This window comes from Leuconostoc mesenteroides subsp. mesenteroides ATCC 8293, from assembly GCF_000014445.1.
GTDB classification, from domain to species: domain Bacteria; phylum Bacillota; class Bacilli; order Lactobacillales; family Lactobacillaceae; genus Leuconostoc; species Leuconostoc mesenteroides.
Map to the genome: position 1 here is coordinate 1,439,215 of NC_008531.1, position 25,740 is coordinate 1,464,954.

At 38.7% G+C, this 25,740-nt stretch carries 24 protein-coding genes, 1 tRNA gene and 1 riboswitch; of the genes, 10 read left to right on the forward strand and 15 right to left on the reverse strand.

Going from position 1 to position 25,740, the window contains the following annotated elements:
- The first annotated feature begins 34 nt into the window (after positions 1–34).
- The 4 genes from pnuC (at position 35) to LEUM_RS07075 (ending at position 2,473) form a co-directional block, all read left to right on the forward strand.
- Positions 35–829: a nicotinamide riboside transporter PnuC gene (pnuC, locus tag LEUM_RS07060; RefSeq protein ID WP_011680132.1), complete on the forward strand. Its 795-nt coding sequence runs from the start codon at positions 35–37 to the stop codon at positions 827–829.
- A gap of 96 nt (positions 830–925) precedes the next feature.
- Positions 926–1,099, forward strand: coding sequence for a 50S ribosomal protein L32 (gene rpmF / locus LEUM_RS07065; protein WP_002815130.1), 174 nt, complete (start codon positions 926–928; stop codon positions 1,097–1,099).
- Between the two features lie 59 nt (positions 1,100–1,158).
- Positions 1,159–1,791, forward strand: a complete 633-nt coding sequence (locus tag LEUM_RS07070) for a copper homeostasis protein CutC (protein ID WP_011680133.1) — start codon at positions 1,159–1,161, stop codon at positions 1,789–1,791.
- Positions 1,792–1,831: 40 nt separating this feature from the next.
- Complete coding sequence (locus LEUM_RS07075) at positions 1,832–2,473, forward strand: NAD-dependent epimerase/dehydratase family protein (protein WP_011680134.1); 642 nt, start codon at positions 1,832–1,834, stop codon at positions 2,471–2,473.
- A 63-nt stretch (positions 2,474–2,536) separates the two neighbouring features.
- Here the strand turns inward: LEUM_RS07075 and LEUM_RS07080 are convergent, their stop codons facing one another.
- Positions 2,537–2,851, reverse strand: a complete 315-nt coding sequence (locus LEUM_RS07080; RefSeq protein WP_010287764.1) for a SemiSWEET family transporter — start codon at positions 2,849–2,851, stop codon at positions 2,537–2,539.
- Between the two features lie 212 nt (positions 2,852–3,063).
- On the opposite strand from LEUM_RS07080, the gene ahpC reads away from it, so the two are divergent.
- The 3 genes from ahpC to LEUM_RS07095 all read left to right on the forward strand — a co-directional run bounded on the left by ahpC (position 3,064) and on the right by LEUM_RS07095 (position 7,242).
- Positions 3,064–3,633, forward strand: coding sequence for an alkyl hydroperoxide reductase subunit C (gene ahpC, locus LEUM_RS07085; RefSeq protein ID WP_002815134.1), 570 nt, complete (start codon positions 3,064–3,066; stop codon positions 3,631–3,633).
- 10 nt (positions 3,634–3,643) lie between these two features.
- A complete protein-coding gene (locus tag LEUM_RS07090) occupies positions 3,644–5,353 on the forward strand; it encodes an FAD-dependent oxidoreductase (RefSeq protein ID WP_011680135.1) in 1,710 nt (569 codons plus the stop codon).
- Between the two features lie 194 nt (positions 5,354–5,547).
- The gene (locus LEUM_RS07095; protein ID WP_011680136.1) at positions 5,548–7,242 is read left to right on the forward strand and encodes an NFACT RNA binding domain-containing protein; all 1,695 of its coding nucleotides are present in this window, start codon (positions 5,548–5,550) and stop codon (positions 7,240–7,242) included.
- Between the two features lie 49 nt (positions 7,243–7,291).
- Here the strand turns inward: LEUM_RS07095 and LEUM_RS07100 are convergent, their stop codons facing one another.
- The 3 genes from LEUM_RS07100 to LEUM_RS07110 are packed head-to-tail and all read right to left on the reverse strand — an operon-like array spanning position 7,292 to position 9,533.
- Positions 7,292–8,050 (reverse strand): class I SAM-dependent methyltransferase, encoded by a 759-nt coding sequence (locus LEUM_RS07100; RefSeq protein WP_011680137.1) that lies wholly within the window; start codon positions 8,048–8,050, stop codon positions 7,292–7,294.
- On the reverse strand, positions 8,031–9,038 hold the full coding sequence (locus LEUM_RS07105) for a thymidylate synthase (RefSeq protein WP_011680138.1): 1,008 nt from the start codon (positions 9,036–9,038) through the stop codon (positions 8,031–8,033). Before LEUM_RS07105 ends, LEUM_RS07100 begins: the two co-directional genes overlap by 20 nt.
- A 24-nt stretch (positions 9,039–9,062) precedes the next feature.
- Positions 9,063–9,533, reverse strand: coding sequence for a nucleoside 2-deoxyribosyltransferase (locus tag LEUM_RS07110; protein ID WP_010288781.1), 471 nt, complete (start codon positions 9,531–9,533; stop codon positions 9,063–9,065).
- Between the two features lie 109 nt (positions 9,534–9,642).
- A riboswitch (TPP riboswitch) is annotated at positions 9,643–9,750 on the reverse strand.
- A gap of 378 nt (positions 9,751–10,128) precedes the next feature.
- On the opposite strand from LEUM_RS07110, the gene LEUM_RS07115 reads away from it, so the two are divergent.
- On the forward strand, positions 10,129–12,495 hold the full coding sequence (locus tag LEUM_RS07115) for a phosphoketolase family protein (protein ID WP_011680139.1): 2,367 nt from the start codon (positions 10,129–10,131) through the stop codon (positions 12,493–12,495).
- A gap of 84 nt (positions 12,496–12,579) precedes the next feature.
- Here LEUM_RS07115 and argF read toward each other — a convergent pair whose 3' ends face one another.
- From argF to serC, 8 genes are all read right to left on the reverse strand, one after another.
- A complete protein-coding gene (argF, locus tag LEUM_RS07120) occupies positions 12,580–13,596 on the reverse strand; it encodes an ornithine carbamoyltransferase (protein WP_011680140.1) in 1,017 nt (338 codons plus the stop codon).
- Positions 13,596–14,978, reverse strand: a complete 1,383-nt coding sequence (gene argH, locus LEUM_RS07125; protein ID WP_011680141.1) for an argininosuccinate lyase — start codon at positions 14,976–14,978, stop codon at positions 13,596–13,598. Before argH ends, argF begins: the two co-directional genes overlap by 1 nt.
- A 55-nt stretch (positions 14,979–15,033) precedes the next feature.
- Positions 15,034–16,260, reverse strand: a complete 1,227-nt coding sequence (locus LEUM_RS07130) for an argininosuccinate synthase (RefSeq protein WP_011680142.1) — start codon at positions 16,258–16,260, stop codon at positions 15,034–15,036.
- 189 nt (positions 16,261–16,449) lie between these two features.
- Positions 16,450–17,733 (reverse strand): adenylosuccinate synthase, encoded by a 1,284-nt coding sequence (locus tag LEUM_RS07135; RefSeq protein ID WP_011680143.1) that lies wholly within the window; start codon positions 17,731–17,733, stop codon positions 16,450–16,452.
- Between the two features lie 344 nt (positions 17,734–18,077).
- Positions 18,078–18,800, reverse strand: coding sequence for a YebC/PmpR family DNA-binding transcriptional regulator (locus LEUM_RS07140; RefSeq protein WP_010278976.1), 723 nt, complete (start codon positions 18,798–18,800; stop codon positions 18,078–18,080).
- Positions 18,801–18,884: 84 nt separating this feature from the next.
- Positions 18,885–19,373, reverse strand: coding sequence for a phosphatidylglycerophosphatase A family protein (locus LEUM_RS07145; protein WP_011680144.1), 489 nt, complete (start codon positions 19,371–19,373; stop codon positions 18,885–18,887).
- A 16-nt stretch (positions 19,374–19,389) separates the two neighbouring features.
- Entirely contained in the window at positions 19,390–20,568 is a 1,179-nt protein-coding gene (locus LEUM_RS07150) for a 3-phosphoglycerate dehydrogenase family protein (protein ID WP_011680145.1), read from the reverse strand.
- Positions 20,565–21,653 (reverse strand): 3-phosphoserine/phosphohydroxythreonine transaminase, encoded by a 1,089-nt coding sequence (gene serC, locus LEUM_RS07155; protein WP_011680146.1) that lies wholly within the window; start codon positions 21,651–21,653, stop codon positions 20,565–20,567. The genes LEUM_RS07150 and serC overlap by 4 nt, the downstream gene beginning before the upstream one ends.
- Positions 21,654–21,893: 240 nt before the next feature.
- On the opposite strand from serC, the gene LEUM_RS07165 reads away from it, so the two are divergent.
- Positions 21,894–21,977: transfer RNA gene (locus LEUM_RS07165), tRNA-Leu, on the forward strand.
- A 43-nt stretch (positions 21,978–22,020) separates the two neighbouring features.
- Here LEUM_RS07165 and pta read toward each other — a convergent pair.
- Both pta and LEUM_RS07175 read right to left on the reverse strand, forming a co-directional pair.
- Complete coding sequence (gene pta / locus LEUM_RS07170) at positions 22,021–23,001, reverse strand: phosphate acetyltransferase (protein WP_011680147.1); 981 nt, start codon at positions 22,999–23,001, stop codon at positions 22,021–22,023.
- Between the two features lie 105 nt (positions 23,002–23,106).
- Positions 23,107–23,769, reverse strand: a complete 663-nt coding sequence (locus LEUM_RS07175) for a uracil-DNA glycosylase (protein ID WP_011680148.1) — start codon at positions 23,767–23,769, stop codon at positions 23,107–23,109.
- A 48-nt stretch (positions 23,770–23,817) separates the two neighbouring features.
- On the opposite strand from LEUM_RS07175, the gene LEUM_RS07180 reads away from it, so the two are divergent.
- The gene (locus tag LEUM_RS07180) at positions 23,818–24,357 is read left to right on the forward strand and encodes an LURP-one-related/scramblase family protein (protein ID WP_010294919.1); all 540 of its coding nucleotides are present in this window, start codon (positions 23,818–23,820) and stop codon (positions 24,355–24,357) included.
- A gap of 41 nt (positions 24,358–24,398) precedes the next feature.
- On the opposite strand, the gene LEUM_RS07185 is transcribed toward LEUM_RS07180, so the two are convergent.
- On the reverse strand, positions 24,399–25,541 hold the full coding sequence (locus LEUM_RS07185; RefSeq protein ID WP_011680149.1) for a PTS sugar transporter subunit IIC: 1,143 nt from the start codon (positions 25,539–25,541) through the stop codon (positions 24,399–24,401).
- Between the last annotated feature and the right edge of the window lie 199 nt (positions 25,542–25,740).

Below are 25,740 nucleotides of genomic sequence, written 5' to 3' on the forward strand. Positions count from 1 at the left end.
TCCAACGGATACCTATCACTGCAAGTGTTACGCTATGTCTTCAAAAAAAATTACATTTAAAGATTTATTTTCATTCAAGTGGTACGTTCATCAGATGTCTGGCTGGACAAGGACCTCATACATTCTATTAATTTTTGGTTATCTCGTCATTACCTATAGCTCATTCTTTGCCGGTTCTCCCATTAATCATATGACATGGTGGACATTTGTCGCCGCAATCCTAGGATTTACAACAACATTGGCCATCACCAATGCACGGCCCTTAAATGGCGTTTTCGGTTTACTTTCTGCTTTAATTTATATCGCGATGGCACTCCAAGCCAATAACCCCGCCGATGCGGTATTACAAGCCGTATATATTGTATTACTTGATATTCCCGTTTTAATCATGCCTGGCTGGGCAATGGATGTTGAAAAGCGGATTCGGTTCATACACGAAACCGATGCTCGTGGTGAAAAGCATGGTAAATCTTTTTGGTACCCTGTGCTTATCGGATCAGCAATCGTCGCTTTCATTGCAGCTTATCTATTTGAAACACAAGTTTTGCACACACCAAGACCAGTTGCTGATTCAGCTGTCTTGGCAACTGGCCTCGTTGGTGCCCTGTTAACAACTTTCCGTTTTTCAGAAGCTTTTGCCATGTGGCTTATTCAGGGCGTTGCTCAAGTACTATTATGGGGATTGACTGCTGTCCATGGCGATGCAAACTGGGTCTTATTTTTAACCTATATGCTATATGTCGGTAATGACTTGATCGGTGTCTTTCAATCTTCATGGTTCCACCATAAGGTATATACTCAAGAAATTATCCAATCCCATGTCAAGTAAATTTCCTTGACATTAATAAGCCGTAGCCCTTGACAAATATTTAAAACTTCGGTAAACTTGACTAGTTGATAAATTGAAACGAAAGGAGGTGCTCTTATGGCTACCCCATCAAACAAGAATTCAAAGTCTCACAAGCGTAATCGTCGCGGTCACATCGGCTTGAACGTTCCTAACATTGTTTTGGATCAAACAACGGGTGAATATCGCGTTTCACACCGCGTTTCACCTTCTGGTGTTTACAACGGCAAGCAAGTTATTGATAAAAAGTAACAATGACACTCGTTCATAATGAACGGGTTTTTTTGTTTAAAGGCAAAAACTAATTACCTATGATTAAAATAAAAGAAGCCGCGGTTGATTCCGTGCAGCGCGCTCGTGAAATGATATCACGTGGGGCCAATCGTATTGAATTAAATTCACGACTTGATTTAGGTGGCATTACACCTGATACTAAAAAAATTATTGATACATTAGCAATTGCTAATGAGTTACCTGTTGTTATCATGGTTCGCCCACGTGGTGGTGATTTTGAATATAGTAGTAGTGAAGTCGAACAAATGTTGGATACCATGCAAATAATTGCTGATGTTGGCGGTGAGATAGTCACTTTTGGTGCTGTCTCCGCCGATGAACTAGACTTTGATAGTATGTCTATTTTAATTGGTTGCGCTCATAAATTGCATTTACAAGTTGTCATGCATATGGCATTTGATCAAATCGCAAACCATAAACAACAAAATGCGATGAATTGGCTATCTGACCATGGTGTCAAGCGGATACTAACTCATGGTGGTCCACTGTCAGTACCAATCATGCAGTCGCTGCCCCATTTGCAAACACTAGTCAACAGCGCCCCAGCAAATTTAACAATTTTACCTGGTGGCGGTGTAACAAAAATGAATGCTGAAGCCATAGCTAATATTCTAGGCGTTAATGAGGTCCATGGCACACAAATTGTTTAATTTTTAGCACGATACGATTTTAAAATCAAGGAGAGCTATGATGGATAACAAAAAAATAATTGTTGTTGGTGGGACAGGTTTTGTTGGTCAGGGCGTCTTATCAGCTTTGAACAACAAGAACTTTGAATTGCATAGTTTATCACGGCACCAATTCATTCCCTCTGACGCAACTGACCAAGTCACTTACCACGCTGCTGATTTAAATAAGCCTGGAGAATGGCAAGATTTGCTCAGAGAAGCGGATTGGGTTGTCGATGCTGTAGGAATATTGCTACCCAACCCTTTCAAACATATTAATTACCAAAACAGTAGCGTTCAGCCCGCGCAAAGACTCTTGGATGTTCTTGCGACAACGCACCAAACTAAGTTTTTGTTTGTATCCGCCAATGTGACACCCTTCTTTTTAAATGCCTATTTGCGGGCCAAATTAACCGTAGAACACTCGGCTAAAGCCCTATTAAACGACAGAGCTTATAATGTTTATCCTGGTATTGTCTATGATAAATCAAGAATTTATTCTTATATTCCCGCTATTATTCTTGTAACCCTGCAACGCATCCCTGGATTAAAATTTTTACAGCGTTATCGTCCTGTAAGTCGCAAAACCTTTGCTATAGAAGTTGAAAATATTTTAAATGGCAAGGAAAGCGCCCTATTGAAACGAAATATAAAAATAAAATAACTGCTGAAAAAGCGTTCGACTAAATCATTTAGCCGAACGCTTTTATTATCTATAACTTGATTTTTAATAAACATAGACCGTTACTACCGTAACAACACCGAAAATTACACCTGGTATATTAGCTAGAATAACAGGCCAATCCTTATAGGTCTTTAGCCAGCCATAAGTCACCCACAAAGTTGCATTGACCGTGGCACACAATGGTTGAAGTACCGATACAGGATTTCCGGATAGATTAGCTGTAATCTGTGGAATATAAGAAATATACATCAAACAACAAAATACTACCGCTACCTTACTTAACAGTTTCAGAAATCTAATTCTCTCTTGACTAACTTCTTTTCTTGACTCTTTCGGGACGTAATTGTCGTAATTCATTGGGTTCCTTTCATATGTAAATACAATGTTTTCATTATAACATTATGTGATTTTTATGTAAAATACGCCACAAATATTGCTTTTTATTTTAGGATGAATGCTATGTTCGTCACATTCAAAAATTTAATTTAAAATGATTCTTGATTTTTGAATTCAGAACGTTGTATAATAAAAACAGATTAGAATTGTTCTAACAAAGAAAAGGAGAAATTATGACTACAAATTTTATTGATTCAGAAATAACAGATTTCAAAGTGAATGCATACCACGATGGTGATTTCACAGAAGTAACTAAGCAAGATACCTTAGGTAAATGGGGTGTTTATTTCTTCTACCCTGCCGACTTCTCATTTGTTTGCCCTACTGAATTGGGTGACTTAGCTGATCACTACGCTGACTTCCAAAATATTAATGCTGAAATTTATTCTGTATCTGAAGACAGCGAGTTTGTTCACAAGGCTTGGGCAGAAGCTACGGATACAATTGCTAAAGTAAAGTATCCTATGTTGGCTGATCCAGCTGGTAAGTTGGCTCGTTTCTTTAATGTTTTAGACGAAGATGCAGGCTTGGCTTTCCGTGCAACTTTCATTGTTGATCCTGAAGGAAAAATTCAGTCATATACCATCAACAACATGGGTATTGGCCGCAATGCTGAAGAAATCTTACGTACACTTGAAGCTGCACAATTCGTTGCTGAACATGGGGACCGTGTCTGCCCTGCCAATTGGCACCCTGGTGAAGACACAATTGCTCCGAGCTTAGACTTAGTTGGTAAAATTTAGAGGTTACGCAATGACTGAACCACATATTTATGACACGATTATTATAGGTGGCGGACCTGCTGGTTTATCAGCCGGTATTTACGCTGGCCGTTCAACAATGGATACCTTAATTATTGAGGGTGACCAAATTGGTGGGCAAGTCACAACAACCTCAACTGTTGCAAATTATCCTGCTGTTGAAACAATTGATGGTACAGCATTAGTCAATAGAATGCAGCAACAGGCAAAAAGTTTTGGTGTTCAATTCGTTTTTGATACCGTGACTGATTACAATTTTAGTGATGAGGTCATAAAAACAGTTACTGGTAAAAAAGATACTTACCATGCACGTAGCATCATCATTGCTACAGGTGCTGAACCTCATCAAGTTGGTTTCCAAGGTGAGCAAGATTTTCGAGGCCGTGGTGTGGCCTATTGCTCAACTTGTGATGGTGAATTATTTAGTGGATTAGAAGTATTCGTCATCGGTGGCGGCTATGCTGCTGCTGAAGAAGCTGATTACCTCACAAGATTTGCACGTCACGTCACCATTGTGATGCGATCTAATGACTTTACTTGCCCGCCACTAACTGCTGATCGTGCACGCCTCAACCCCAATATCACCATTTGGCCAAACACAGAAATTCAAACGGTGGCTGGTCAAAACTACTTAACTGATGCAACCTTTATTAACAACAAAACAAATGAGCAAACTACTTACCATGTTGCTGATGGTGATAATACATTTGGTATTTTTGTTTACGTAGGCACAGATCCGCAAACAAAAATGTTCCAACATGATATTATGTTGGATGAGCACAAATATATTGTGACTGATTCCCAGGGTCAAACGAATATTCCGGGGGTGTTTGCTGCTGGGGATGTCATTTCTAAGCCACTTAGACAAATCGTCACGGCGGCTTCTGATGGTGCCAATGCCGCTACTAATGCAGAGCTATTTGTGTCAGAACAAAAGCACAGGCTTAATATTCCGGTTAACCGTTCCGCAGTGTCCTCTCCAAAAACCGACGTTACTAAAGGACCTACAAGTACTATTGATGCAACTGATCATTCTGCCCTTCCTACTCACACTGGACAGTGGTTCGCAAAAGAAATTATACAAGCCTTACAACCTATTTTTGATAAACTTACGCAAGATGTTACCCTGCATCAATTGACAGACGACTCATCAAAAAGTCATGAACTTTCCTCATTTTTGGAAGAGTTTAGCCAACTAAGTAGCCACCTGAAATTTAAAATGGAACCTACTAGTACTGAACTAGAAAGCAAATATCATGTTCACCACATGCCAAACTTTAGATTGCTTACTGACAATAATGAAGATACTGGAATTCAATTTAGTGGTATTCCTACCGGACATGAGTTAAATTCTCTAGTTCTAGCGCTCTATAATATTGCTGGGCCTGGTCAAACAATTGATACAGAGCTTGTCCAACGTATACAGCGTTTACCAAAAACAGATCTGAATATTGGTGTGTCATTAACTTGTCATTTTTGTCCAGATGTTGTGGCTGCTTGCCAACACATTGCCGCAATTAATGATAATGTAACTGCCGAAATGATTGACTTGCAATTATTCCCTGAACTACGCGAATCACATCATATCATGAGTGTACCCGCGATGATTATTAATAATAGCGATAATGTTATTTTTGGTAGCCAATCACTGGAAGAAATCGTTTCCGCCATCGAGACAAGCAGCCCCTTGCCTGTCCATTGATTTAAATCAAAAAAAAAAAAACTACTCCAGGTTAAGTAGTTTGTTTTTTTATGCATACGAATATTAGAAGTGAGCCAACTCCGCTATTATTACGTGATACAATTAAAGAATGATAAATTAAACAAATAAAACGTTTGTAACTATGATATAAATATTTTCTCGGCTGCAACAAATGATAAAAGGAAGTACACAGAATGCCCTTAGATGGACTATTTACGCACGCGATTGTGCATGAACTAAATGATTTAATTACAGGTGGTCGCATCACCAAGGTGCACCAACCTTATCCAAATGAAATTGTACTCGTGGTCCGTAATAATGGGCAGAATTATCCGCTCCTACTGAGTGCTCATCCCAGCTACGCACGTGCCCAAATCACACGTATTCCCTACGAAAACCCGCAAACTGCACCAAACTTCGTAATGTTTTTACGACGCTATTTAGAAGGCGCTAAATTACAAAAAATTGAGCAAGTTGAAAATGATCGTATCATTAATTTTTACGTTAATGCACGTAATGAATTAGGGGACATACAAGAAATCCGCTTAACCTTAGAGATGATGGGACGCCACTCAAACCTATTTTTAGTTCGTGAAAGTGATGCCCGTATCCTGGAACTAATTAAACATGTTCCTGCTGACCAAAATCGTGTCCGTTCTTTGATTCCTGGTGCAACTTATGTTTTGCCTCCTGCCCAGAATTTGAAGAATCCGTTTACTGCAGGGCTAGATGGTTTAGCTCAAATGATCCTAGATACACCTCTCGAAGAATGGCCTAAATACATTCAAAAAACGTATCAGGGATTCGGAAGAGAATCCGCGGAAGCATTGGCTCGAGCAATTAATCAGGCAGGTGATCAATTAGCGCATGCGCGTGAATGGTTGGCTCATTTTGACCATCTCGCCCCCACACTTTTCACTTCAAAAGATGGTTCTCTTAGTTACTCTGCCTTTGACTGGTTGCAAGACAGCGCGTCACAGGAAGAATTTCCAACGTTAGGCACCATGCTTGACGCCTATTACATCGGAAAAGCTGAAAGAGAACGTGTCAACCAACAAGCCGGTACCCTCGTTCGGGTTGTTAAAAACGAATTGAAAAAAAATACGGCTAAGCGAAAAAAATTATTAAAAACACTTGAAGACGCTGAAAATGCTGATGAGTTAAAAGTCAAAGGTGATTTGTTAATTACCTACCCTCACCTCGTTCAAAAAGGAATGAAAAGCGTATCTATTGAAAATTATTATGATAATAATAATTTACTAGAAATTCCCTTAGATCCTAAACTAAACGGTCTGAAAAATGCTGAAAAATATTTCAACAGATACCGTAAATTACGTACGGCCGTAGATTTTGTTAATGAGCAAATTGCGTTGACCGACGCAGAAATTGATTATTTTAATAATATTGTCGCACAATTAGATGTTGCATCTCCAAAGGACGTAGAAGATATCCGCCTCGAATTAACCGCTGAGGGATACATTCGCGCCAATAAGAAAAATAAACAAAAACCAAAGGTATCAAAACCTGATAAATTCGAAAGTTCCGATGGTACGTTGATTGAAGTTGGTAAAAACAACTTGCAAAACGAACGACTTTCATTAAAACAAGCTGATCGTCGAGATATTTGGTTACACGTCCAAAAAATACCAGGATCACACGTTATTATTCATGATTCTAATCCTTCAGATACAACGCTTATTGAGGCCGCAAAGCTCGCTGCTTACTTCAGCAAGGCGCGTGAATCTGCCAATGTCCCCGTCGATTATTTACCTGCCGGAAAACTGCGCAAACCAAATGGTTCAAAGCCAGGTTTTGTTATTTTTGAAGGACAGCAAACACTATATGTTACGCCCGATGCTAGTTTAGTTTCAAAACTGAAAATAAAATAATAAAAAGACCAAAACAAATGCTTTGGTCTTTTTTTGTTCCTCGAAAAATCTACTTTTTTATAGCTTGGTATAAAATAAATGGTGCTTGTGTTTTTTCATTTAACCAACTCTTATAGTGATACTCTTGTTCTATTTGTTGGATTTGTTCTGCTGAAAAATCTTCTAACTTTGGATACCGAACTGTAATTTCACTAAATCCTGCTCGCTTTAAATTTGTTTCATACATACGATTTGGCCAGTTAAAATCATGCAAAATAAGTTTTTCTTGCGAGTCCAGATTCAACTTTTCAACACGTTCTTCACCATAACTATAAAATTTCCCCGGTTCACCATTTTGAAAAGTTGAAAATGGTACACCCGTGGTATTTGGATTAGTATCTAAAATGATGAAGTGACTGTTTGGTCGCAATGTTCGATAAATTTCCCTCATAATCTTTAAAATTCGTTGTTCAGACTGATTGTTAATAAAAACATAGCACGCAATCGCACCATTTACTGAATTATCAGAGATAAAATCTAAATTATCTTTTTTAACAATTTTATAATCAATTTGCTGATGCTTACGCTCTCTTTTCGCAATTTCAATCATTTTAGCAGACTCGTCAACCGCAACTATATCGGCTGATAGTTGGTTTGCTAAACGCAGCGAAACTTTTCCAGGGCCACATCCATAGTCTAATATTTTCTTTGCTTGAGTCGATTTCAAAATCGACAAAACAAAATTATATCCCAAAACCTGTTCTAATACGTCATTATAGTCGTTAAACTGATTAGCCACGACTTCATCCTTAAATAAATTTTCTGTCATTGGACACCATCCCTCTACTCATTTTTGTTGGCCATCTATTCAGCAAAAGATGTTGATATACTGGCAAAAGATGGTCAAATAACACCTGGTCCACTTCCTCGTGATAATAAATCATTTGGTAAATACTAAATAAGGCCAATATTTGTTGCCAATACGACGATAACTCAGTATGTTGAATGTTCACCCAATTCATTGTTAATTCTTTTTTTCTTAATTTTTCTTCATAATGCATTAGCTCATGTACCATCGCCCAATTATTTCCTTGCGGCATTTTAGGAGAGATAAATGTTTGATCATTTGATTCATTGAGCACATGCGTCACCCACTGATTATCAGGTTCATAAATATGCATTGTGCCCACGCTATGGTAATATTTTCCAACTTTAAGATTCAACTCTCGTGCCATAAATTCTTGGATAAAGGTGAATGAAAAAATATCACTTACTATGCCTCGAAACGCATCATTTGCTCGCATGTAAGCCACCATATTGAGTTGGTTATTTCTAATTAAGAACTGCAATCCCAATGTGCAAGATACATCTAAATTTTGATTAATTGTTAATTCGTGCGCATCAAATATTTGGATTACTGCTCGTTTCGAATCAGCATCATTTAGCAGTTCTTGTTTAACGTTCTGCCATTGATTTAGGTTTTGTTCCCCAAAATGAAACAGCTTTTTGCCGTATGCCGTACCGGTTAGTGTTTGCCCGTCCATTGAATAATCAGGCATTCGTTTATTGTAATAGCTGATGTAAGACAAGCTATTGTTTCCTGTTAGATACCACAATGCCTCCGCAAAATTAAAGATAATATTTGTTTTTCTCGTTTGGCTATATACAATTCTCTGTACGGGATTTTCAATTTTAAAATGGACACCTAATTTTTCCCGACTACTAAATCCTCTGGGCTCATTGAAAAATTCTGCATGATGATATATTTCATTTAGTTCGGCTATATAGGCATCATCAAAGGTTTCATATGTTGTCATTTAACTCAACTCCCTCATTCAACGCTACTTTGACAATACTTTATTGTGTTGTAGATAATTGTCTATCACATTACTTATTTGTGAAAGGCAACTATTCATATTTTCGTAATAGATATACTCTACGTCCCCAATTACACCAAGACCACGTATCAAATATGCATAGTCAACATCATTCTTTAAAAGCAAAATAATCTTTTTATGAAATGCTGACGCCCAGCCAATTTCAATATGGGTACCTGGTGATGCTGGGCTACCCGGAAAAGCCATTAAAACATCACAATTTTTTATGGAATTAAAATCAGCATCTGTACATTGAGTGGGGGTCATCATTTCTAATCCCCAATTCTCTCGTTTGTGCGCATTATCCACAAACATTCCTTTATCTTCTAACACTTGCATTACTTGCTGAAGTGACTGTGTAGTTTCCGTATTGACTCGATTGTTTTGATTCAAAAGTTGTTTGAAAGGTGCGGCCAAAAAAACACGTTGATTCACAAAATTGCCTCCTAAATTTTCAACACATAGAAAAAGAACGTTTGCAATAATAACAGTTATATTGCAAACGCTCTTAGATATAGTATGGCTGTTTATATGATTGCAAAAAAATCATATATTCATACTTTCCTACGCTGCTTGCTACAGATCAGGTTCAAAGGGTTCAAAGATTATCTCTTCTCTCTCAGCTTTTTTAAAAGCACCCCTAGTATGTTAATTAATCGACTAATAACAAAATCGAGTGTAACACACTTGTTCAGAAGTATGCAAACAAATTATTTTATCAAATAGTAATGTTAAGACGCTAATTCCCGTTATGACGCGATTATAACCATAAAAGTCAATACCAATACATTAATTGGGTCGTACCAATTAATATATTGGTATTGACTTTTCAAAAAACAACCTTTACGATGAATATGTAAAAACACGGCTTGATAATGAATTGGTGTTCGCCAGGTTCAGATTAATTATCAATTTATTTCTGAACTTTTCACTATACTTTGCAAAGTTAATTTTATATCTTGCAATATTTTTTACGCAATCGTAGCATGCACTTTGTGTATGCATTGTCACAAATTGGAGGAAGTATCAAATGAATATCGATTCAACAGATTACCTGAACAATTTAGATGCCTACTGGCGAGCTACCAATTATTTGTCAGTTGGACAACTCTATTTGTTAGATAACCCATTGCTTAAGGAAAAGTTAACGGCAGAACAAGTTAAAATTCACCCAATCGGGCACTGGGGCACGATTCCTAGTCAAAACTTTATTTATGCCCATTTAAATCGTGCTATTAATAAATTTAATTTGAATATGTTTTACATTGAGGGGCCTGGCCATGGCGGACAAGTAATGATTTCAAATGCTTATCTTGATGGTAGTTATACCGAAGCATTTCCAGAAATCACACAGGATGAAGCGGGTATGCAGAAAATGTTTAAGCGTTTCTCTTTCCCCGGTGGCGTTGCTTCACATGCTGATCCTAAAGTACCTGGATCGATTCATGAAGGTGGTGCTTTAGGCTATTCTATCTTGCACGGTGCTGGTGCTGTATTGGATAATCCAGACCTCATTGCTGCGGTTGTTGTTGGCGATGGTGAAGCAGAAACAGCACCCCTAGCCACTTCATGGCATGTTAATAAATTTTTGAATCCTAAAAATGATGGTACTGTATTACCAATTTTGAATTTAAATGGCTTCAAGATTGCGAATCCCACAGTTCTCTCTCGAGAATCTGATGAAACACTAACCGATTATTTCCACAGTCTGGGATGGCACCCTTACTTTGTAAGTTCTTTTGACAAACCGATTATGCAAGTTCATGAAGAAATGGCAAAAACCATGGACACAGTATTTACTGAGATTAAAGACATTAGAGAAAAAGCCGTTCAGCAGACAAATGAAGAGATTACACGACCACTTTGGCCAATGATTGTTTTACGTTCACCTAAAGGCTGGACAGGGCCAAAAACTTGGGATGACAAACCAATTGAAAATTCATTTCGTGCACACCAAATTCCAATTCCTGCTGACCAAAATCATCCTGAATATATACCACAACTTGTTGATTGGTTACAATCTTACAAACCAGATGAATTATTTGATGAAAACGGTCAGTTAACACAATCTATCCAAGAAGTATTACCGAAAAAAGAGCTACGTATGGCCAATAATTCGGTCACCAATGCTGGTATTATCAAACCTTTGATTTTACCTGACATTGACAATTACTTGGTAGAAAATAATCAGCCAGACAATAACTTAGCTCAAGATGCTATTTTGTTAGGTGACTATTTGCGTGATATCATCAAACTTAATCCTACTAACTTCCGTGGCTTTGGCCCAGATGAAACAGCTTCTAATCGTTTCCAAGACATTTTTGAAACAACTAATCGCCAATGGCTATTACCAATCAAAGAACCTAATGATCAATTCATGGCACCTGAAGGCCGTATTATTGATTCTATGTTATCAGAGCATTATGATGAGGGGATGCTTGAAGCTTATACGCTAACCGGTCGTCATGGATTCTTTGCCAGTTATGAGGTCTTTATTCGTGAAGTTGATGACATGATTGTGCAACATTTTAAGTGGTTGAATCATTCTCATGACGTTTCATGGCGTAAGGACGTACCGGCATTAAATATTATTGCTGATTCAACCGTTTTCCAACAAGACCATAATGGTTACTCACACCAAGATCCTGGTGTAACAACAATGTTGTATGAAAAGCAACCAGACTTCATTCGCGAGTTCTTCCCAGCGGATGCTAATAGCTTGGTCGCAACATTTGAACATGCTGCGCAAGCAACGCAACAGATTAATTATATTGTGGCCAGCAAACATCCCCGCTTACAGTGGTTCTCACCTACTGAGGCCAAACAGCTTGTTACGCAGGGATTACGTGTCATTGATTGGGCAAGTACTGACAAAGGTGAAAAACCTGATATTATTATTACTTCAGCTGGTTCTGAACCAACGACAGAAAGTTTAGCAGCAATACAAATTTTGCACGAACACATACCATCATTAAAAATACGTTACATCAATGTATTGGATCTATTTAAACTACGGGCCGATGCCAGCTATGGCTTAAGTGATGATGAATTTGATGCTTACTTCACTACTGACACACCAGTATTATTTGCATTCCATGGCTATGAACCAATGATTGAATCTATTTTCTTCAAACGACACAATCACCACTTAGCAGTTCATGGTTACCGAGAAGTTGGTGACATTACAACACCATTTGATATGCGTGTTCTTAACAAAATTGATCGATTTAATTTAGTTAAAGCTGCTATTAATCTCTTGCCAGAAAATATTCGCACCAAGCAAGCAGCCCTCGTGCAAGAAATGACCGATAAGCTCGACCTACACGTTGCGTATACTAGGTCAAAGGGAACGGACTTGCCCGAAGTAGAAGATTGGCGCTGGCGACCACTTAAGTGACCTCTTTCTGTTATTTCATTAGAAATTCAAAGCAACAAGAAAAAGGATCCTAATTATTTAGGCTCCTTTTTCTTGTTGCTATTTTTAATTCAGCTCCGGAATAAACATATTTCCTAAAGTTGCTGCCATGACAGCTTTAATTGTATGTAGCCGGTTTTCTGCTTGCTCAAATTGATGCGCATATGAAGCATGAAAGACCTCATCAGTGATTTCCATCTCTTTAATACCAAACTTGTCATAAATATCTTGCGCCATTTTAGTATTCAAATCATGAAATGCTGGTAAATCATGTAACACAATTACCTGTTCGTTGTTTGTTTTTTCGACTAATGTTGCGTTAATTTGATAAGGTGATAATAACTTTATTCTTTCTTCAAACGTATCTTCTTCACCCATCGAAGCCCACACATCCGTGTACAAGACGTCAACATCATTTACGCCACCATCAATGTCATCTGTAACAAGCAACTTTGCACCTGATTCAGCAGCTTTTTGGTTGGCTATATTTAGAATTTCTTCACTTGGTTGCAAACTTTTTGGTGATACAATATGCACATTAACACCTAATATTGCCCCTGTTACCAACAGAGAATTAGCAACGTTATTTCGACCATCACCCATATAGGCTAAGGTAATACCCGCTATGTGGCCTAGTTGTTCCTTAATGGTAAGAAAATCAGCTAACATTTGTGTTGGATGCCAATCATCTGTCAGACCATTCCAGACTGGCACGCCACTGTAAGTGGCCAATCCTTCCACTGTAGCTTGCGAAAATCCGCGATATTCGATTGCATCGTACATGCTCCCAAAAACCTTTGCCGTGTCTTCCAGGGACTCTTTCTTGCCAAATTGAATATCATTTTTACCTAGAAACTCCGGATGAGCGCCTAAGTCATTTGCAGCAACGGTAAAAGAAGAACGCGTACGCGTTGAAGTTTTTTCAAACAACAAGGCAATATTTTTGCCCTCAAGGTATTTATGCGGTATATTATTTTGCTTTAAATACTTGAAGTGCGCAGCCAAATCGATGAATGTTTCTAGCTCTTTTTTTGTAAAATCAATTTCTTTAAGAAAAGATTTTCCTTGAAAATGTGAATGCATTACCTTGCCTCCAAAACTTTTTTATTTCTTACAATTTCTTTTTTAACATTTTCAACAGCCGTACCGCCTAACGAAGTGCGTCGGTTAACTGCTGTTTCAGATTGTAGTTTGTCGTAAATGTCTTCTTCTATTTGTGGGGCTACGGCTTGCAAATCAGACAGAGACATTTTTTGTAATGGCGTTTTTGATTGAATACCTGTCAAGACTAATTGACCCACAATTGCATGGGCTTCACGGAATGGTACACCTTTAGTGGCCAAGTAATCCGCTAGTTCAGTCGCATTCGAAAAATCATCTTGTGTTGTGGCCAGCATACGCTCTTTATGAACCGTCAAGCCACTTAGCATACCCGTAAACACCTTAACAGAGGCTAGAACCGTATCCATAATATCAAAGACCTGCTCTTTATCCTCTTGCATATCTTTGTTGTAGGCTAGTGGCAATGACTTCATCGTTGTCAACAGACCCATTAATGCGCCATAGCTTCTTCCTGTTTTTCCACGAACTAATTCAGCAAAATCGGCATTCTTTTTTTGTGGCATAATTGACGAGCCGGTTGAAAAATCATCTGATAGTTCAATGTAATTAAATTCGTAAGTTGACCACAAAATTAACTCTTCTGCCATTCTGGAAAGGTGCATCATTAATATAGCGGCGTTTGACAAGAATTCTAAAGCAAAATCACGATCTGACACGGCATCTAATGAGTTGTGATAAATACTGTCAAAACCCAGTTCTGAAGCAACAAATTCACGGTCAATCGGGAAAGTTGTCCCGGCTAATGCCGCTGCTCCTAACGGCAAAATGTCTGTATGCTTTTGGTTAAATTCGAAACGTTCATAGTCACGTTGAAACATTTCAAAGTAAGCAAGAAGATAGTGACCATAAGTTATTGGCTGCGCATGTTGCAAATGCGTATACCCAGACATGATGGTTCCTGCATGAGTTGTCGCCAAAGTTAACAACTCCTCTTGCAATTCAGTTAGAGATTCTAGAACGTGGGGCAAACGATGCTTGACCCATAAATGAAAATCAGTGGCTACTTGGTCATTACGGGAACGAGCAGTGTGCAATTTTCCTGCCACCGGACCTATTTTCTCGGTCAATAATGATTCGATATTCATATGAATATCTTCGTTTTTAACGTCAAACTCAATTTTTCCAGCAATGAGTTCTTCATTGATGATTTTCAAACCAGAAACGATTTTTTCTGATTCTTCCGGACTGATAATGCCTTGTTTGCCAAGCATTTTCGCATGTGCTATCGAACCTTCAATATCTTCAGCTGCCATTTTTTGATCAAAGTGAATTGAAGCACCAAATTCATCTACCCATTCTGCAGCTTTAGCAGTAAAACGACCACCCCATAATTTATCACTCATATTATTCATTACTCCCTTTATTGCTATCTATGTACACGAGCTAGGCTCGTATTTTTTATTTCACTGTGTTCTTTTTCGCTTGTGAATGGACATGGTTGACTTGTTCATAAACCGTATTACTTAGTGTCCACAATTTGATAAAGCCTACCGCAGATGCTTGGTCAAATGATGATGATGATGTATATGTTGCCAAATCTTCATCGTATAGTGAGTTGTGTTCAGATTGACGGGCAACCGCAGTGGCATTCCCCTTAAACAACTTCATCTTAACCACACCATTGACATTTTGTTGTGTGCTATCAATAAATGCCATTAAACTATCAAACAATGGTGATACCCACTTCGCTTCATAAACCAAATTAGCTAACTGTTGTTCCACAATTGGCTTGAAATGAGCAACATCACGCTCTAGTGTTAAATCTTCCAAATCCTTATGTGCTGTCATCAGTACAGCTGCAGCTGGTGCTTCATAAATCTCACGTGACTTAATGCCAACCAAACGATTTTCAATATGATCGATACGGCCAATACCATGCTTTCCAGCAATCTCATTAACCGCCACAATGAGCTTTTCTAATGACAATACTTCACCATTAAGCGCAACTGGCACACCAGCTTCGAAAGTAACATCGATAAATTCTGGTGTATCTGGTGCATCTTCAATGGCAGTTGTTAATGCAAATGCATCTTCTGGCGCTTGGTTCCATGGGTTTTCTAAGATACCAGCTTCATTGGCACGTCCCCATAAGTTCTCATCGATTGAGTATGGTGAATCTAAATCAATAGGTACCGGAACATCATGTTCTTGTGCATATTGAATCTCTTCTTCACGTGACCACTGGAAATCACGAATGGGTGCTTCAATCTTCATGTCAGGGTCCAATGCATGAATTGCGGCCTCGAAACGTACTTGATCGTTACCATGACCCGTTGAGCCATGCGCAATCGCAACGGCATCATTTTCATGTGCGATATCAACTAACTTTTTGATGATTAATGGACGAGACAAGGCTGATACCATTGGATATTCGCCTTCATACATCATGTTAGCTTTAATAACTGGTGCAACATATTTATCTGCAAATTCAGCTTTTGCATCGATAACGATTGATTGTTTGGCACCAACTTTTAAGGCTTTTGCTTGAATTTCATTTAAATTCTTGCCATGTTGCCCAACGTCCAAAACAACTGCGATAACATCGTACCCTTTATCCTTTAACCAAGGAATGGCTACTGAAGTATCTAAACCGCCGGAGTATGCTAATACTAATGTGTCTGTCATAATTTTGCCCTCATCATTTTTTCTTTAGCTATTTGATGATTATATATTAACCCCGTTTGATTAAATATGCAATAATATTTCGTTTATATACAGTATAAAAGTGAATATATGCTATTTTATTGTATATTTAATAAAAAAAAGCAGATAAGACGAATTTATTCATCTTATTTGCTTTATTAATTGTACTGTTTATTCCCAAACTGGGCGCAATAAATGTGTCTGTTCTGGCTTAGGGCCAACAGCGAAACTTAATAGATCAACTTCCAATAATTCAGAAATTCTTTTCAAATAGTTTTGTGCATTAATTGGTAATTCGTCAAACTTCGTGACATCAGTAATATCTTCATCCCAACCAGGCAATGTCTCAAAATTAACATCTAGTCCTTGGAACCAAGTATCTGATGCTGGGAAATGATGAATTTCTTCACCTTTATAAGTATATGATGTTGCAATTTTAACTTCTTTTAACCCAGATAAAACATCTAATGAGTTAATAGCTAGTTTCGTTAAGCCAGATACTTGCACTGCATGACGCAATGCAACAGCATCTAACCAACCAATTCGGCGTGGGCGCTTTGTCACAACACCATATTCATGACCAATTTCACGAATATGGTCCGCTGTATCATTAAACAATTCTGTGGGGAATGGTCCTGAGCCAACGCGTGATGTATAAGCTTTAATAACGCCCACAACATCTTGAATTTGCTTTGGTCCTACACCCGCGCCATTCATAACGCCACCAGCAGTTGGATTTGAACTAGTAACAAATGGGTATGTGCCGTGGTCTACATCTAACATGACCCCTTGGGCTCCTTCGAAAACCACACGTTTGTTTTCTTTCATTTGTTGACCAAGTAAGTAAGATGTATCAGTGACATACGGTGCCAATTGACGACCATATTCAACATATTTATCATATATTTCATTATAGTCAAGCGCTTCTTCACCATATAACTTGGTTAATTGCGCATTCTTGAATGGTAAGTACTCTTTTAATAACTTACCAAAAATTTCAGGGTCAATTAAATCAGCAACACGAATACCAACACGTGAAATTTTATCTGTATAAGCTGGGCCGATACCCTTTTTTGTTGTACCAATACGATTATTTGATGCTGTTTCAGATGCTTTGTCTAATGCGATATGATAAGGCATAATCACATGCGCACGATTTGAAATAATCAAATTTTCAACTGTAACACCCTGAGATTCAACTTCTTTTATTTCTGCTAACAATGCTTCTGGATTAATAACCACACCGTTACCCAAAATAGCAAGTTGTCCCTTTGTGACAATTCCTGATGGCAATGCTGATAACTCAAATTTTGTATCACCATGCCAAATTGTGTGTCCTGCGTTATTACCACCTTGATAACGCACTACTGCGTCCGCATGTTCCGCGAAAAAGTCAACGATCTTTCCTTTTCCTTCATCACCCCATTGCGAACCAACAACAATTACACCAGACATATATTTTTTCTCCTATAACACTAATAGCTGCTTTCAGACGGGATAGGCTTGTCGGAGAAAACTAACTATTACAAAAAATAGTTAATCTGTTTGCACCTATCCGTGAGTGTCCCTCTATCAATGTTGCTTTTTTAGTAAAAAACGAACATTAAATACGTTAATCGCTTTTTACTTATCCATTTTACCATAATTATAAATTATATTTTGAGAATATTACTAATTATTTCTAACATTTATAGTGTATGTCTTAGTTTAGTGCTCTTTCAGCTAAATATGAAAGACAATTATTGTCCTTTTTGAAAGTAATTGTAAAAAAAATACATCCATTGATGTATTTTACCTACCTAATCAGCGGTTGTATAAACTGCCAAAACGTCTTCATTATCTTCTAATTCATCGACTAACTTATCCAACTTCTCGCGATCTTCTTCTAAAATGTCCATTGGATTTTGAGCGATCATTGTCACTTCTGCGTCTTCAAAAACATATCCAGCTTCTGTCAAAGCCGATTCAACAGCTTGGAAATCAGCTGGCTCTGTATAGATTTCAAAAACATCATCAGAAGTTTGCATGTCCTCCGCACCTGCTTCCAACGCAGCCTCTAGCACTGTGTCTTCGTCTAAATCGGGAAACGCACTACGATCAATAGCAAGATAACCCCTACGATCAAAGTGAAATGCCACTGATCCTGAAGTTCCCAATGCACCGCCAGCGTGCTTGAATGAGTTACGAACACTTGATACCGTGCGGTTAATATTATCTGTAGACGCTTCGACGAGAACAGCTACTCCAGCAGTACCATACCCTTCGTAAGTGACTTCTTCAAACTTAGCGCCATTTGCGCCAGAAGCCTTATCTAACGCACGTTGTATGTTTTCCTTAGGCATGTTAGCGGCCTTAGCTTTTTCAACAACTAATCGCAATGATGCGTTCATATCTGGATCTGCACCGCCGGCCTTTGCAGCAACATATAAGTCGTGCGCTATCTTTTGAAAAATTTTACCACGCTTAGCATCTTGGGCGTTTTTACGACCTTGAATGTTATGCCATTTACTATGTCCTGACATTGTGTCATCTCCTTGAAATTAATGAATAACGCTTCTATTTTAACAAAAAATAACTACAATTTCCAGTAAGCACAGTTTAAATCATTAATATTGATTACCGCCCAAAAGCTCCAAATATGACATTGCTGAACTGGCAATCAATGCTGCCAAAATATCGTCTAAGTAAACATTAATGCTATCGGTCTTGTCGTTAATTTCTCCAATTAACCCTGGCTTTAGGTCATCTAACAAACCATAATGCACTGTTGCAGCCGCAGAAAATTGTTGCGTAATTGCAATTGCCAAAATTTCATCAACATTATGACCATTGGCATCGCGTTGCAAGCGTGCTTTTAAGGGTTGGTCATCGGGCATAACTTCTGCTTGCTCATCAAGGTATATCGCAGTCAAAATAATATCAGCTACTTCATCTTTGTAAAGAACATGTGCAATAGATTTGGCCAATACTTCTTCATTAATGGTATCTTTGTATTTGCCACTCAAAAATGTACGTGTGCCTTCGGCGATATCATTGGTAGTCACACCTCGACGTGCGAGCGTTGTGATTGCTGATTCTTGTAATTCTTTAGTCATTTTGGTTTTTCCTTCTTTATATTCTTGTGTTAACATAACGACGAGTTAAGATAACGTGTGGAATTTCATCCAAAGCCGTTTTTACCAACTCTTGTTGTTCTTCAGTAAAGTCGTTAATTGCCACCATTGTATAGGCATAATTTCCAACAGCACGATTACTTAACTGTTCAATGTTGATATTATGATCACCAAAGAACTTTGAAATTTGTCCCAACATATTCGGCACATTTTCGTGAATAATACCAACGCGATACTTAGTCGTGAATGGTTCATTAATATCTGGATAATTAACTGAATTTACAATATTTCCTGTTGTTAAATACTCATCTAGTTGACGTGCAGCCATCAAAGCACTCGTGTCCTCTGCTTCAATAGTTGATCCACCAATATGCGGCGTAATAATAACCTTAGGATTATCAAACAAAACACTGTCAGCAAAATCAGTGATATAGACACGTAACTGATCATTATCCAACGCTTCCTTTGCAGCTTCATCATCAACAATGCCGCCTCTTGACAAGTTGAGTAACGCAGCCGTTGGCTTCATCAGATGCAATTTATCCGCATCAATGAAATAACGATTTTTCTCTTCTAATGGAATATGAACAGTCACATAGTCGGCTTGCTCTAATACTTCCTCAACACTTCTTGCATGAACAATATGACGATCGACACGCCAAGCTGTATTGGCATTCAACCCAGGATCATAACCAATAACGTCCATATCAAGAGCTAAGGCGGTATTAGCAACTTTTGATCCAACGTTTCCTAAACCAATAACACCCAGTTTCTTTCCTGCTAGTTCTGTGCCACGGTAACCGCCTTTATTTGACTCTGTGCGCAAAGACACATCCCCGCCCCGTGTATCATTAGCAAATTGTATAGCACCAACTACTGGTCGTGCTGCCAAAACTAGTGATGCAATTGTTAGTTCTTTCACGGCATTTGCATTCCCACCAGGCGTATTAAAAATAGCAATACCACGTTTTGATAATTCCTCAACAGGAATATTATTAAAGCCAGCACCAGCACGAACAATGGCACGAACATTATCATCGATTGGTTCATCGTGTAAATTTTGTGAACGTAACAAGATGCCTTTTGGCGCATCATTACCGTTAATGTCGTAGTGATGGTCTTTCAAATAGTCCAGTCCTTTAGAACTAATAGCATTATAAGTTTTAATGTTTGTCATTTGTAATTATTTTCTGCTTTCTTCAAAAATGTAATTAAGGCATCAACTGCTTCAATAGGTTGTGCATTGTATAATGAAGCACGGAAACCGCCAACCGACCGATGACCACTTAAATTAAATAAACCTTCTTTAGTTGCGTCTTTGGCTATTGCTTGATCTCGTTCTAAGTCTGCTGTAGTAAAGACAACGTTTGTCAGTGAACGTGCCGATTCATCAACCAATGCATGATAAAATGTAGAGTTATCTAGGTAATCATACAATTTTGAAGACTTCTCAATATTTTGCGCATACATACTGTCAACGCCTCCCTGCTCTTGTACCCACTCAAGTACTAAGTTCAGAGCGTAAATCGAAAATACTGGCGGTGTATTATACATTGAATGCTTGTCCAGATAGTTTTGATAACGCAACATTGAACCTACGTTTTCAATATTTTGTTCTTTTAACCAATCTTTTTTGACGATAGCAACCGTAACGCCAGCTGGCCCAAGGTTCTTTTGCGCCCCCGCAAAAATAGCATCAAAATCATTGACATCATATGGCTCTGCCAAAATATTTGAACTCATATCTGCTGTTAATCGACCAACGGTTTTAGGCAAAATCGATTGATGGTAAGTAGCACCCTCGATTGTGTTATTGGTCGTTAGATGTAGGTAATCATACTCATCGGCGTTGAAATCTGTAGATAACATAGGTAAATGATGATAATGATCCACTTTGGAGCTGTCCAAAATTGTTGCTTGTTTACCAATAGTAACTGCTGCCTGCGCTGCCTTTGAGGCAAAGTTACCTGAATCTAAAACAGCAATTCTATTCTTATTATTGGCAAAGTTAAGTGGCAACATTTCAAATTGCGTGGATCCCCCACCCTGAATAAATGCAACACCATAATCATCTGATATATTCATTAAATCACGCAAACGTTCTTCAGCGCTGTTAATGATTTCTTCAAATTGCGTGGAGCGATGCGAGATTTCTATGATGGACATATGCGTAAATTCATTTTTGATGAATTCATTTTTAATCTTAGTGAGAACTGGCGTTGGTAGAACACCTGGACCAGCAGAAAAATTATAGTTTGTCATTAAAAATCCCTTTCAATATACAAAAAGACAACACAAGTATACACACCCATGTTGTCCGTCATTTCTACGTTATCTGTACGCAAAGAATCCCGATCACATGAGTGGTCGAGTGGAGGATGATGTTTGATTGAAGAATAATTTGTTCATAATACATCCCTGCTTCTTTGAATAATTTAATAGTACTATACCAGAAAAATTTGTCAACCCTTACTTTTTCAGGTATAATAAAAAAGTTGAACCGCGGATATGGCGGAACTGGCAGACGCGTACCGTTCAGGTCGGTATGGTGGCAACACCGTGCAGGTTCGATTCCTGTTATCCGCATAAAAAAAGACTTAACTTTTCAGTTAGGTCTTTTTTTATATACTTATAATGCTTGCGCAGCAGTAATAATAGCTACTTTATAAACATCCTCTTCATTGGCTCCTCGCGATAAATCAGAAACAGGTTTTGCTAAGCCTTGTAAAATAGGTCCAATCGCTTCAAACCCACCCAAGCGTTGTGCAATTTTATAGCCAATATTACCTGCTTCTAGACTTGGGAAAATAAATGTGTTCGCTTTACCTGCGACTTTTGAATCAGGCGCCTTTGCGGCAGCAACAGATTCAACAAACGCAGCATCAAACTGTAACTCTCCATCAATTGAGTCCGCCAGTTCAGGTGCTAACTTCTTAGCCAATGCAGTGGCAGTTGCCACCTTATCGACCAAGGGTGATTTCGCGGAGCCCTTAGTTGAAAATGAAAGCATCGCAACTTTTGGTTCAATATCAAACACTTGAGCTGTGTGGGCTGATTGTATTGCAATTTCAGCCATCGTGTCCGAATCAATGTCAATGTTAATGGCAGCGTCCGCAAATACATAACGCTCTTCGCCTTTTTGCATAATGAATGCACCAGAAATACGTGATGAGCCAGGCGCCGTTTTAATGATCTGCAACGCAGGACGAACTGTATCACCAGTTGGATGTACTGCGCCTGACACCATACCGTCAGCTTTGCCAGTATAAACCAGCATTGTCCCAAAATAGTTAACATTTTGTAGCCATTTGGCAGCTGTCTCAGCGTCTGTTTTCCCTTTGCGCCTTTCGACAAGTGTCGCATTTAATTTTGCCAATTCATTCTCATCATATGAAGCAGGATCAATCGTCTCTATGTTCGATAAATCAAAGTTATGGGCTTGGGCAGTTTTTGAAATTTCCTGTGCATCCCCCAACAATATTGGCTCGATCAAATTATCAGCTGCTAATCTGATAGCTGCGCCCTGGATACGGGGATCTTCACCTTCCGGAAATACAATTGTCTTATTTTGACCGGTAATTTTATTTTTTAATTGCTCAAAAAGTTCCATAAATTCCTCCAAATTCGCTGCTACGAATTAATTATTTACAATTTAATTGTAACAGACAACTACACAAAAGTCTGTGTATTTAGTAATATTTGTGAATTTATTCACTCATTTCAACCAATCAATAGGTTGTCGCCCCTTAGCAACTAAAAAGTGATTTGCTTTTGAGAATGGTTGACTTCCAAAAAAGCCACGGTAAGCTGATAGTGGGCTTGGATGGGCACTCATTAAGACGAGATGCTTAGACTCATCAATAAATTGACGTTTCGATTGGGCAAACTTTCCCCACAAAATAAAAACTTTCGGTGCATCATCTTCAGAAGCAATTTGGATCAAACTGTCCGTCAACGGCTCCCAAATTTTCCCTTGGTGCGCATTAGCCTGCCCTTCTGGAACTGTTAAGACAGCATTTAGTAGCAATACACCTTGTGTGGACCAGCTGGTTAAATCATGAGATTGACGAGGCCCAACATCTGTCGAAAGCTCTTTTAAAATATTCTGTAAGGAAGGTGGTGCTGGCACGTTTTCAGGAACTGAGAAGCTCAATCCTTGGGCCTGACCAATATTGTGATATGGATCTTGCCCCATGATGACCACTTTCGTCTCAGGCAAAGGTGTTTTCTCAAGAGCAGCAAATATATTTTTTTGCTGTGGAAAAATATGAGCATCTTCCCGGTAAGTTGATTGAATAAACTGCGCGACTTGTTTTAAATACTCAGGATTTAACTTGGCCTTAACAGCTGGTGCCCAAGTTGTATGTGATAATGGCATTTTCTTCTTCTTTCGTGATAAACTTGTAATTGAATACGAGGTTTGCAAATGACAAAATATTACTTACGTCAACGACATAGTATTAATGATGGCGTCAACATTGTTTTCGACCAAGATTTTAAAGCGTCTTATTTAGTGTCTGGCCGTTCTGGTAAAAAATCTGACGAAATTCAAGTTCAAGACATGTCCGGTCGCGTTTTGGTGCGCATCCGCCAAACATCTTATGGTATTATACCAAGATTTACCCTCAACTACCGTGGGCATATCGTCGGGTCAATTAGTTTTACACTAGGCCATATTAGTGACTTTGTTTATGTTCGACATTTAAGCTGGTTAATATCTGGTAATTTCATTGCAAATCGATACTTCATATACCACAATACCAAAAAATTGCTTAGTGTGAAACCGGAAAATCGACCAGATGGTCTATATAATCAATTGAATGTCACATTTGATGCTCAGGCTCCTGTTCATATTGCAATTGCAGCGTTACTCGATATTTGGGGCGTAAAATCAAATCCATTAAAACACTTTAACTGGCTCAAAGGGCCAAATAACTTATCCTATCGCTCAACATACACAAAATAAAAAAGCATGATGTCTCAATTAGCGACTCATGCTTTTTTATATTAAATCATCTCCAAGTGCAATTGTTGTGGCTTTGCCCAACCCATTTTACGCATGAAACGATAACCAACAAATGAAACAATCACGGGAACACCTACACCGATAATCATGTAAGCAGCAAATGCAGCAGGATTTGAACCAGCCAATGCCAACGGAACGATAAATGAATTAAATCCAATACCAGCCATTGAGAAAGGTGCAGTAACATTAAACGCGATTGTTGCGATTGGTGCAGCAATTGCTGCGCCAATCATTGGTGGAATAATCAAGGCAGGATTTTCAGTCAAATTTGGAAATTGAATTTTTGGTGTAACAATACCTTGAGCAATTGTTGCGCCAATTTTATTTTCATGAAATGACATTGCAGGGAAGCCAACGAATACAGCCGTTGTACCGATTAAGATTGCTCCTGCAGCCTCTGGTGAAGTTACACCCGTTGCACCAATTGCCACAGCTAAAGCTGCTGCGGAGGCTGGTGTCATGGTCATTGCACCAAAGGCCATTGCAACAATGGCTGTACCAATAATTGGATTAACTGCAACACTCGAAGCAATAAACTTTCCGATTGCGACCAACGCCGGTGTCGTAACAGCTGCCAAGTAGTACCCTGACACCGTGCCAACAATTGTGGTCGCCGCTGGTACAATGACCATATCTAATGGTGTCTTACCACTCAACCACTTACCAAACAATACGGCAATCACACCAGCCATAACAGCTGAAATTGGTTGTCCAGTGGTCATTATAGCTGAACCAGCAGCTTGTGCACCAGCGTATCCGGTTGCTGTCACACCCTCCACGGCTTTATCTGTGAAGAAAACAGCGTTAGCACCAACCGCTGAGGCAGCCATCGCACTAAACATAACCATTGTATTCGTTTTCATTTGTGATGCAATCGCGGCGCCAAATGCTGCTGGTAACATAATTTTAGTGATTGCACCCATTTGGACCATCGGTGCCCAGTGGATGAATCCTGCAATCGTTTGCAGCAATAATCCCATACCCAAGGTAACCAAAATGGCGTTTGAGACAGCTGCACTGACTTTATAAACAGTGTCACGAACTGACTCCTTTTCTTGAGCTACTTTTTCTTTAATTTGATCTGTATCAATTTTATGTTGTGGTGTAATTGCGTTTTGTGCCATGTTATTTCTCCTGTTTAATAACTTAATTCCAATATGAGCTACTAACAATCGTTGAGAAAAATAAAACGTCCCAACGATTGCTCGTTAGGACGTTTCCTACCTAACCAGCTACTCTGACTCTTTTAGTAAAGTCTAGTAGCTGATTATTGCTCAAATAACAACCTACTAGACTCAAATGAGAAGGAGGTTGAGGAGGAGT

What these genes read in the sequence shown, in the direction of transcription:
- LEUM_RS07090 (WP_011680135.1), top strand. Translation starts at nt 3,644, where the DNA reads ATGACTGAACCACATATTTATGACACGATTATTATAGGTGGCGGACCT.
- LEUM_RS07145 (WP_011680144.1), bottom strand. Translation starts at nt 19,373, where the DNA reads ATGACTAAAGAATTACAAGAATCAGCAATCACAACGCTCGCACGTCGA.
- argF (WP_011680140.1), bottom strand. Translation starts at nt 13,596, where the DNA reads ATGCATTCACATTTTCAAGGAAAATCTTTTCTTAAAGAAATTGATTTT.
- LEUM_RS07075 (WP_011680134.1), top strand. Translation starts at nt 1,832, where the DNA reads ATGGATAACAAAAAAATAATTGTTGTTGGTGGGACAGGTTTTGTTGGT.
- LEUM_RS07080 (WP_010287764.1), bottom strand. Translation starts at nt 2,851, where the DNA reads ATGAATTACGACAATTACGTCCCGAAAGAGTCAAGAAAAGAAGTTAGT.
- LEUM_RS07115 (WP_011680139.1), top strand. Translation starts at nt 10,129, where the DNA reads ATGAATATCGATTCAACAGATTACCTGAACAATTTAGATGCCTACTGG.
- LEUM_RS07175 (WP_011680148.1), bottom strand. Translation starts at nt 23,769, where the DNA reads ATGCCATTATCACATACAACTTGGGCACCAGCTGTTAAGGCCAAGTTA.
- LEUM_RS07140 (WP_010278976.1), bottom strand. Translation starts at nt 18,800, where the DNA reads ATGTCAGGACATAGTAAATGGCATAACATTCAAGGTCGTAAAAACGCC.
- LEUM_RS07135 (WP_011680143.1), bottom strand. Translation starts at nt 17,733, where the DNA reads ATGTCTGGTGTAATTGTTGTTGGTTCGCAATGGGGTGATGAAGGAAAA.
- LEUM_RS07100 (WP_011680137.1), bottom strand. Translation starts at nt 8,050, where the DNA reads ATGACAGAAAATTTATTTAAGGATGAAGTCGTGGCTAATCAGTTTAAC.
- rpmF (WP_002815130.1), top strand. Translation starts at nt 926, where the DNA reads ATGGCTACCCCATCAAACAAGAATTCAAAGTCTCACAAGCGTAATCGT.
- argH (WP_011680141.1), bottom strand. Translation starts at nt 14,978, where the DNA reads ATGAGTGATAAATTATGGGGTGGTCGTTTTACTGCTAAAGCTGCAGAA.
- LEUM_RS07130 (WP_011680142.1), bottom strand. Translation starts at nt 16,260, where the DNA reads ATGACAGACACATTAGTATTAGCATACTCCGGCGGTTTAGATACTTCA.
- serC (WP_011680146.1), bottom strand. Translation starts at nt 21,653, where the DNA reads ATGACAAACTATAATTTTTCTGCTGGTCCAGGTGTTCTACCAACGCCA.
- LEUM_RS07150 (WP_011680145.1), bottom strand. Translation starts at nt 20,568, where the DNA reads ATGACAAACATTAAAACTTATAATGCTATTAGTTCTAAAGGACTGGAC.
- pnuC (WP_011680132.1), top strand. Translation starts at nt 35, where the DNA reads ATGTCTTCAAAAAAAATTACATTTAAAGATTTATTTTCATTCAAGTGG.
- ahpC (WP_002815134.1), top strand. Translation starts at nt 3,064, where the DNA reads ATGACTACAAATTTTATTGATTCAGAAATAACAGATTTCAAAGTGAAT.
- LEUM_RS07095 (WP_011680136.1), top strand. Translation starts at nt 5,548, where the DNA reads ATGCCCTTAGATGGACTATTTACGCACGCGATTGTGCATGAACTAAAT.
- LEUM_RS07185 (WP_011680149.1), bottom strand. Translation starts at nt 25,541, where the DNA reads ATGGCACAAAACGCAATTACACCACAACATAAAATTGATACAGATCAA.
- LEUM_RS07105 (WP_011680138.1), bottom strand. Translation starts at nt 9,038, where the DNA reads ATGACAACATATGAAACCTTTGATGATGCCTATATAGCCGAACTAAAT.
- LEUM_RS07180 (WP_010294919.1), top strand. Translation starts at nt 23,818, where the DNA reads ATGACAAAATATTACTTACGTCAACGACATAGTATTAATGATGGCGTC.
- pta (WP_011680147.1), bottom strand. Translation starts at nt 23,001, where the DNA reads ATGGAACTTTTTGAGCAATTAAAAAATAAAATTACCGGTCAAAATAAG.
- LEUM_RS07070 (WP_011680133.1), top strand. Translation starts at nt 1,159, where the DNA reads ATGATTAAAATAAAAGAAGCCGCGGTTGATTCCGTGCAGCGCGCTCGT.